Origin of the sequence: Microbulbifer sp. NBRC 101763 (assembly GCF_040371615.1) — a bacterium.
GTDB classification, from domain to species: domain Bacteria; phylum Pseudomonadota; class Gammaproteobacteria; order Pseudomonadales; family Cellvibrionaceae; genus Microbulbifer; species Microbulbifer variabilis.
On the sequence record NZ_BAABQV010000013.1, the window covers coordinates 22222 to 28787 of the forward strand.

General features: G+C 46.9%; 11 protein-coding genes. 3 read left to right on the forward strand and 8 right to left on the reverse strand.

Features of this window, described 5'->3' with window-relative positions; all coding sequences use genetic code 11:
• Positions 1–8 precede the first annotated feature (8 nt).
• The 4 genes from ABWV76_RS21535 to ABWV76_RS21550 all read right to left on the reverse strand — a co-directional run bounded on the left by ABWV76_RS21535 (position 9) and on the right by ABWV76_RS21550 (position 1645).
• The gene (locus ABWV76_RS21535) at positions 9–500 is read right to left on the reverse strand and encodes a hypothetical protein (protein WP_353377231.1); all 492 of its coding nucleotides are present in this window, start codon (positions 498–500) and stop codon (positions 9–11) included.
• Positions 501–671 (reverse strand): hypothetical protein, encoded by a 171-nt coding sequence (locus ABWV76_RS21540; RefSeq protein WP_353377232.1) that lies wholly within the window; start codon positions 669–671, stop codon positions 501–503.
• A 324-nt stretch (positions 672–995) separates the two neighbouring features.
• The gene (locus ABWV76_RS21545; protein ID WP_353377233.1) at positions 996–1328 is read right to left on the reverse strand and encodes a hypothetical protein; all 333 of its coding nucleotides are present in this window, start codon (positions 1326–1328) and stop codon (positions 996–998) included.
• Entirely contained in the window at positions 1325–1645 is a 321-nt protein-coding gene (locus ABWV76_RS21550) for a helix-turn-helix domain-containing protein (RefSeq protein ID WP_353377234.1), read from the reverse strand. The genes ABWV76_RS21545 and ABWV76_RS21550 overlap by 4 nt, the downstream gene beginning before the upstream one ends.
• Before the next feature lie 364 nt (positions 1646–2009).
• Between ABWV76_RS21550 and ABWV76_RS21555 the strand changes: the two genes are divergently transcribed.
• On the forward strand, positions 2010–2429 hold the full coding sequence (locus tag ABWV76_RS21555; protein WP_353377241.1) for a LexA family protein: 420 nt from the start codon (positions 2010–2012) through the stop codon (positions 2427–2429).
• A gap of 10 nt (positions 2430–2439) precedes the next feature.
• Here ABWV76_RS21555 and ABWV76_RS21560 read toward each other — a convergent pair whose 3' ends face one another.
• Entirely contained in the window at positions 2440–2904 is a 465-nt protein-coding gene (locus ABWV76_RS21560; protein WP_353377235.1) for a hypothetical protein, read from the reverse strand.
• A 234-nt stretch (positions 2905–3138) separates the two neighbouring features.
• Between ABWV76_RS21560 and ABWV76_RS21565 the strand changes: the two genes are divergently transcribed.
• Positions 3139–3345, forward strand: a complete 207-nt coding sequence (locus tag ABWV76_RS21565) for a hypothetical protein (protein WP_353377236.1) — start codon at positions 3139–3141, stop codon at positions 3343–3345.
• 175 nt (positions 3346–3520) lie between these two features.
• Positions 3521–3811 carry a DUF7673 family protein gene (locus ABWV76_RS21570; protein WP_353377237.1) on the forward strand — a complete coding sequence of 97 codons (291 nt, stop codon included), beginning with the start codon at positions 3521–3523 and terminating at the stop codon, positions 3809–3811.
• Positions 3812–4696: 885 nt separating this feature from the next.
• Here the strand turns inward: ABWV76_RS21570 and ABWV76_RS21575 are convergent.
• From ABWV76_RS21575 to ABWV76_RS21585, 3 genes are all read right to left on the reverse strand, one after another.
• Positions 4697–5002, reverse strand: a complete 306-nt coding sequence (locus ABWV76_RS21575; RefSeq protein ID WP_353377238.1) for a hypothetical protein — start codon at positions 5000–5002, stop codon at positions 4697–4699.
• Positions 5003–5161: 159 nt separating this feature from the next.
• A complete protein-coding gene (locus ABWV76_RS21580) occupies positions 5162–5437 on the reverse strand; it encodes a hypothetical protein (RefSeq protein WP_020412085.1) in 276 nt (91 codons plus the stop codon).
• A gap of 103 nt (positions 5438–5540) precedes the next feature.
• Positions 5541–6029, reverse strand: a complete 489-nt coding sequence (locus ABWV76_RS21585) for a hypothetical protein (RefSeq protein ID WP_353377239.1) — start codon at positions 6027–6029, stop codon at positions 5541–5543.
• Between the last annotated feature and the right edge of the window lie 537 nt (positions 6030–6566).

Here is a 6566-nt window from a genome sequence, read left to right on the forward strand (position 1 = left end):
CAAAGCTGTCAACAAACAGCTTTAAGCCGCCCTCTGTACTCTTGCACAATCTCAGAAACAGGCCCTAAAGCTCTTGCGGGTAAAGGGTCCAAACGCCGCTGCAAGCGCTTCCAAATCTTCACCCACTCCCTATCCCAACGCTTTTTGTCACATCGTAAAATTGTCCGCGCATGGCCCAGGTCTATTAATCGGCCATTCACATCACGTAGTGCACACGCATTAATACAAAATAGCGCTAGCTGGCCAACCTTCTCTCGCGGGTGCGGTTCCTCCCATTTGTCGAACTCAGACATCAAGTATTGCAGTAGTGCTGCCCGCTCTTTAATTCTTGCGGCTAGAGGGGCGTAGGCGGCCATGCCCCAGCAGTAGGCCAACGGGTCATTCACTTGTAGCTTTGCAACTGCATCTTGGATTAACCCTTTCTCACAGACATCCATGATGCGGTTGCCACTGTCCCTGGCCCCAGGGGTTTCTTTCGCGCTGACTCTTGGAGCATCCACTCAGTAAATAACCTGATTGGCCCTCCCCTGCACCTCTCCGCGAATTACAACCTTACGCCCTCTCCCAGCTGATAAAACCGTACTTCGGCCGCCCATGACCTCATAATCAAATGCGGCTGTGGAGCCATCAAAGGCGTCGTGCCACGCTTGTCTAGCACTATCGAATTTCATGTCATGCCCCCCAAGCAATTTTCAAGCAACCAAAAACCAGCCAAGTACCCCATCAAGCAGCCTGCGGCATGCTCTCGTAATAATCCTGAAATCGCCTTTCGGCTGCGTGCAAATTGTCTCGGTGATACGTGCCCAGGTAATTTATGTGACCCTGGTTTATCCAGAATTGGGTAACTACCGTATTCGCGAACACAACCTCCACGAGGTGAGCGTACTTGGTGCGGAATACGGCTAGGGGGCTGCTGGGGTTGGTTGTGGAAATCCTTTCGATGGCTTCTGGGATGGTGACTGTGCACATGGTGAGCGCTCCTTGGTGATTGGGTTTTACCAGTTGGTATCCGTTGCGATTTCGACTGCGCTGAGACTTCGTGTTCGCTGTTGCCCGGACGCCAGGGGTTGTGAGGTGATGTATTTCTCGCGTTTTAGCCAGTTGCGCCAGGTGGCGAGCCAATCGAGTTTTATGCCCCTCTGGCCGGGCTGGGATATCCAGTAATCGCGGAAGCTTTCGACAATGTCGTGGATTCTGGGGATCAGGTCTGGGCGGAGGCTCTGGGCTTCGGTACGGAATTTGTCTGTGAGAACCCAGTTTCCGGGCAGGCGTGTGCCACGTTGGGGGTTGGCGCGTTTTGGAACTGTGCCTCTCTCTACTGGTTTCATACTGGTTCTATAGAGAAGGACGTGTTGTCATTTATATCGGTGAAATCATTGCATCGGTTTACGTGTAAAAAGAGATCATAATTGGTTCTGCGCTCGTTGGATTTTTCGGCGCTCAAGTAGCCCAGTTCTTCCAGCTCTTCGATGGCATTGATCACTGAACGTTTCGTGCATTGCGCAACGTCGGCCAGGTACGCATTGCCCGTGTCACACTGCCCGGTATCACTGTTATGGCAATCGGCCAACGCGATTAAAACCAGCTTTGCTGTTGGTGTTCTAGTCCTGCGTTTAATGGCCCATGCCGCAGCTTCAAAGCTCACCACCCACCTCCTGTATAGATTTCCATATAGCGCACCGAATTACCGCCCTACTCCACAAGCAGCAGAATCACCATGTCGCAACAGAGGGATTTGAAAATGGTTGATCTTCAGGTTTTACCAGCAAACTTATGCCCAGTTAGCTTGCTCACTGGATTTCAACACTTACTTGGTCGTCCAAAGGACCAAATACATCAGGGCGTAGGCGAGCACGGGTAACAACCAGCTGGGTAGCCAGCTCGATTTTTTTACGGAGTTTCGGAGGTATCGCCCTCTTACCGGTGCCGGCAGTGGACCTGGTGAGCTAGGTATCAAGGAGGAAAGCAATGTTACGCAAGGACCACGAACCCAAGGAAGAATTCCACTGATTAGCTGGGCGCAGGCGGGAGCATTTTGTGAAGCCGTAGACCTACTAGAGCCAGGGGAAGCCGAAGCTTGGCTGCCCTACCCCGCTGCTCACTCAAACCGCGCTTTCGCATTACGAGTAAATAGCGATAGCATGACTAGCCCCTACGCAGGCCAGCGCTCTTATCCAGAAGGGACAATCATTTTTGTCGACCCCGACAAACCTCTGACCAATGGCTGCCGAGTTATCGCCAAAATAAATGGTGAGGTCACCTTCAAAGGCTATACAGAAGATATGGGCCATATTTATCTACTCCCCATCAATCCAATCCGCTCCCCGATGGAAGTTACAGGCAAAGATATATCGTTTTGTGGCGTAATTATTGGCTCCTACACCCCTGTAGTAGGACACAAAAAAGCCCGCAGTAGCGGGCTTTTTTGAATGCTGAGAATCACAACAGAATCTTTTTGACCATCTCAACTTCAATAACACCGCGAGAAACACAGTTCAAAGTAAGATCTCGAGCCGGCTTCCCCGGTAAGTATTCGCCCTGAATATTTGAGCGAACAATCACATCCCTATCATCAACAACCACATTAAAGGCGACTTCTGTCTTGGTGTAATTATCCTCTAAATAATCTCTGCCCTCGTTTGCACCACAATTGGCCTGCTCCGGCGTGAGCTTCCAGTTTTTTAGGGATGTAGAGATATAACCCGCCTCTAAATCAGAGGACAAAATCTGAAACCCATCCCGTAACAAAGCTTGCCTCACCTTACTCAATACTTCTTGCTTTGTTGAAAGGTGCTCTAAAGCAAAGTACTCACTAATAATCGCTGGCGTCTCATTCGTTGCAATACAACCACCAAGGCCAGCCACTAGCAGAACTACTACTACTGCATGTCTTAGTTTTTTCATTCTTATCCTCCGTGATAAGCGCTCACTGAGCATATCAAGGAGAGGAGCTTTTAAAAAATTAACTTTCGGCTACTGTGGTTGTTAACCAAGGACAGGGCATCAAAATACAAACAGCATGCAACCTAAGGTCACTAGCGCCAAGCCGAAGCGTTAACTCACCGAGCCCACGGCCTCTCGAACAAGGAGACTGCGGAAGCAATTCAGTGCTCTGTAGCCAATGTCACCAACTTGCTGATGGAATGCTTTTACAAACTGCATACCCACAACCGTACTGAAGCGGTGGCCAAGGCGGTAAAGCACGGATTAACTCAGTTCGCTCTGATCGCCTCAGTTCTCAGCGGTATTGGTAAGGGTGCACAAGAGCAATTACGCACCCGTATCCAACGCCGCCCCACTATTCGAACACTCCGCATCTGCAATAACCGCGAGGGCATCGTATGACCGCCAAAGTCTATGTACTCCCAACAGCCCTAACTCAACGCGATATAACACACCCCAGTGGTTATACCAGGCCAATCGTTGCCTCAAGCCATAAAGACCACCACACACAGCCAAAACCTGCGTTGGCTCGACCTCCGCAGGGTGATGATTGGCCTCCGTTTGGAGGTGATGCGGCATGAGTAGTTTCAGCCCAATACAGAGTGTGGAAACCCTACTCACCGTAGCCAACGGCTACTCCGGCGCTAGCGCAATAGCTGCACAGGTATTGCTTTCGGCCTGGAACAGTAATGATTTTACGGTCCCCGTTGCCGAACTCGCTCTACTGGATGGGGATAACGATCAGCACGCACTCAACTTAATTACAGGTAAAGACCCCCAAAACGTCATTGCGCATGGCGAGAAAAAGTTTCGCACCCTTTGCGTCGAGTGGTCTCACCTTGAAACCCAAAGGAAGGGTACAGTGTGAACCAGGCCCAGCAGCTCCCAAAAATACACTGTCCTATCTGTGGAAAACTCGCAGAGCCAGTATTCAACGTGAAGCTGCTACTACGCGATTGGGTTTGCCAGCACTGCAAGTACTGAGAGCCGGCAATAGGCCGGTTCAAGAAAGTGGTAGGTACAGGCCATGAATGAATTCTCCCAGCTATTGCAAATCACCCAAGACCTTGATGGCCACAGTAGAAAACCAGCAGTAATAAATAAACGGCATGCGCGAGCAAATAGCCGCGCTCTCTGAAGCTACCCAAGGTCAGCCCCCAAAACAAACTGTGGATAGCCAGGAGGCAGCGTGAAAAAGGAAAAACTATTCGCAATCACTTTATCGACCAAGTCCAACAAAGTGTATCACTGTAAATTCATACAAAATTGGAGTTTTGGGCCGAAGCTAATTACCAGTTAGAAGTCGCTTAGCTTGTTTACCCCCAAAGGAATTGGCGGACTTAATATGAACTTAAATTTCAGGCACAAAAAAACCGCTGCTTGAGCGGTTTTTTTGTCGTTGATTTACAACGATAATTTGGTGGAGCTAAGCGGGATCGAACCGCTGACCTCAACACTGCCAGTCTTCCGCACACAAAAATGTAACGCTATGATTTTATTAGAAAAACACTGGTTTCAATACTCAATGTCTAGCCCGCCAAACACAAGATACATTTTGACGACAGGGAAAACAGGCTTATTTGCACTCAAGTTGCCACCTTCGGCAAATATCCCACCCAGTCGTATAGACTGGCGATGTCATCTTCCATTTCTTCCGGATACCCCCCAGGAAAAGAGTTCCCAGGAAAAGTTTAGATGGTTTCTGAAAATAGTTTTATTACCAATTTCGGCTGGAAGGTGTTTGATATGCTTCTTAGCTGCTGAACGATTCCCAAACATTGTTTCTTTTGTAATACCAAAGCATTAAAGGTATCTCTATTGCAGCATATGTGAATAACGTAAACCAAAACCAGTTCAGCTTAAAAAACAAGGCATTAAATTCTTGCCCTGAATTCCAGAACAAGGTGCCAGCTATTAATATCGATATGCCTGATGCAAAAATATCACTAATTGCTAGTTTATTCCCATCTGCCCCTGCTAACTTAGGATAAATCATGAAATATGCAATAAGCACGATGACTAGATTTAGAAGGATGACGATTAGTTCTGGTTCTTTCATGATTCGATTTTCTTTTTCTAGGTAACGCCGCTATAAACGGATGCCGGAGCAACGCGGAGGTAGTCCAGTGGAGGCCACGTACTTTTTGGCCAGAGTGAATCTAATGGCTTTGTATGGGTTTGCCGGAGACACCATACTTTGAGTACTACTGACATTAGGCTAAAAATTAATCTTTCCATCTTTACCCAAAATTAAATCATCAAGTAACTGATCTTTTAATGATTGATTCTTTCTCTCTTTATCAATATTTCGTTGTTCCAACATTCTAGCCCGAGGTGTTTTGCCTAGATCCTGTGCAGCCTCACTGTTTTTAGGAGTGTTTATATATGAATCATCAGACCAAAGATCAGCATGGAGAAGATCCTCTTGGCTTGCACAACCTACCCCACAAACAACCATAAAAAAGGCCATTATAAAAATAACTTTATTACTCATAATCCTCAAAAATCTACTCGATTCATAACGCTTTGCTAAACGGCAGCCAGAACGCTGTGTAGGCTGTCCGGTGGAGTTAGAATTTGACGAATTTTAGCTACCACTAGAGACATGCTTTCTCCCCGTCATTCCTCAGAATCTCTTCCATCAATAAGTTGATCAATTGATTATGTGCTTCGGCCCAATTCGGGTTATCTGTTGTTTCAATTATCTTAACTAGATTGCTCTTTATCCTGCTCAGAAAATCACTATCCATATTTTTCATTTTCGAGTTAAGAATAACAGCTCGTAGGTTTTCAGCTAAGTATTCCAAGTATTCCACATCACCAACCTGGCCAAATATTTTTGAATATAAAAAATAACGATCAATATATTCATTTTTACAAAAGAGAATTGGATCTGCCAGCATATACAAGTGAAAATCTGACCACATCCATATCTTTTCACTGAATTCCTTTGATTCCTGTTCATTAAATTGATTTAGAACATACTCAATATAAGGAGCGTGACCATTCTCCCACGTACCACAATCATCATCTTTGTGCTCAGAGATATATTCTCCCAATGAGAACACAGGACCTTCAGATACCATTTCGTAACTACCTAGAGAGCTCTAATGCCTCAATAATGGGCCGGAGCACGCAGTGCGGAGGTCCAGCCCCGAAGGGGCGACATTGATTGACTTGTTATGTGTTGGATACATTAACTACTTTACGACCTCACACTGTTTACTGTCATGCATGAACTTACCGCCACTATCTAAGCACTTATCTATTTTTAACTGAAGCATGATGGCCGGCACGACCACAGCAAGTACGAGCAGAAGAAGAACAATTGAAACGGGTATAAACCAACTTTTCATGCGATCTATTAAAAATCCATATTTCTGTTGAATAGCCAAGCTTGTGCTAACGGTGACACATAACGACTACAACAGGGGCGGCCGGAGCGTAGCGTAGGCTGCCCCGCGAAGGGCCAAAGGCCCGCAGCAACCTGCTTGTACTTGTTAGGCAAAGTACTCATCTAGGGCCTCCCTCTGGTGCTTTGTCATGACGCGGTTCGGTAAAACGTATTCTGCTTTTGCGCCATCGAAGCACGAACACTGATTAAGCCAAGGAATGCCGTACTC

Bases quoted from the DNA above. Each gene is read 5' to 3' on its own strand.
- ABWV76_RS21545 (WP_353377233.1), bottom strand. From the start codon at position 1,328: ATGAAACCAGTAGAGAGAGGCACAGTTCCAAAACGCGCCAACCCCCAA.
- ABWV76_RS21575 (WP_353377238.1), bottom strand. From the start codon at position 5,002: ATGAAAGAACCAGAACTAATCGTCATCCTTCTAAATCTAGTCATCGTG.
- ABWV76_RS21565 (WP_353377236.1), top strand. From the start codon at position 3,139: ATGGAATGCTTTTACAAACTGCATACCCACAACCGTACTGAAGCGGTG.
- ABWV76_RS21585 (WP_353377239.1), bottom strand. From the start codon at position 6,029: ATGGTATCTGAAGGTCCTGTGTTCTCATTGGGAGAATATATCTCTGAG.
- ABWV76_RS21570 (WP_353377237.1), top strand. From the start codon at position 3,521: ATGAGTAGTTTCAGCCCAATACAGAGTGTGGAAACCCTACTCACCGTA.
- ABWV76_RS21540 (WP_353377232.1), bottom strand. From the start codon at position 671: ATGAAATTCGATAGTGCTAGACAAGCGTGGCACGACGCCTTTGATGGC.
- ABWV76_RS21580 (WP_020412085.1), bottom strand. From the start codon at position 5,437: ATGAGTAATAAAGTTATTTTTATAATGGCCTTTTTTATGGTTGTTTGT.
- ABWV76_RS21560 (WP_353377235.1), bottom strand. From the start codon at position 2,904: ATGAAAAAACTAAGACATGCAGTAGTAGTAGTTCTGCTAGTGGCTGGC.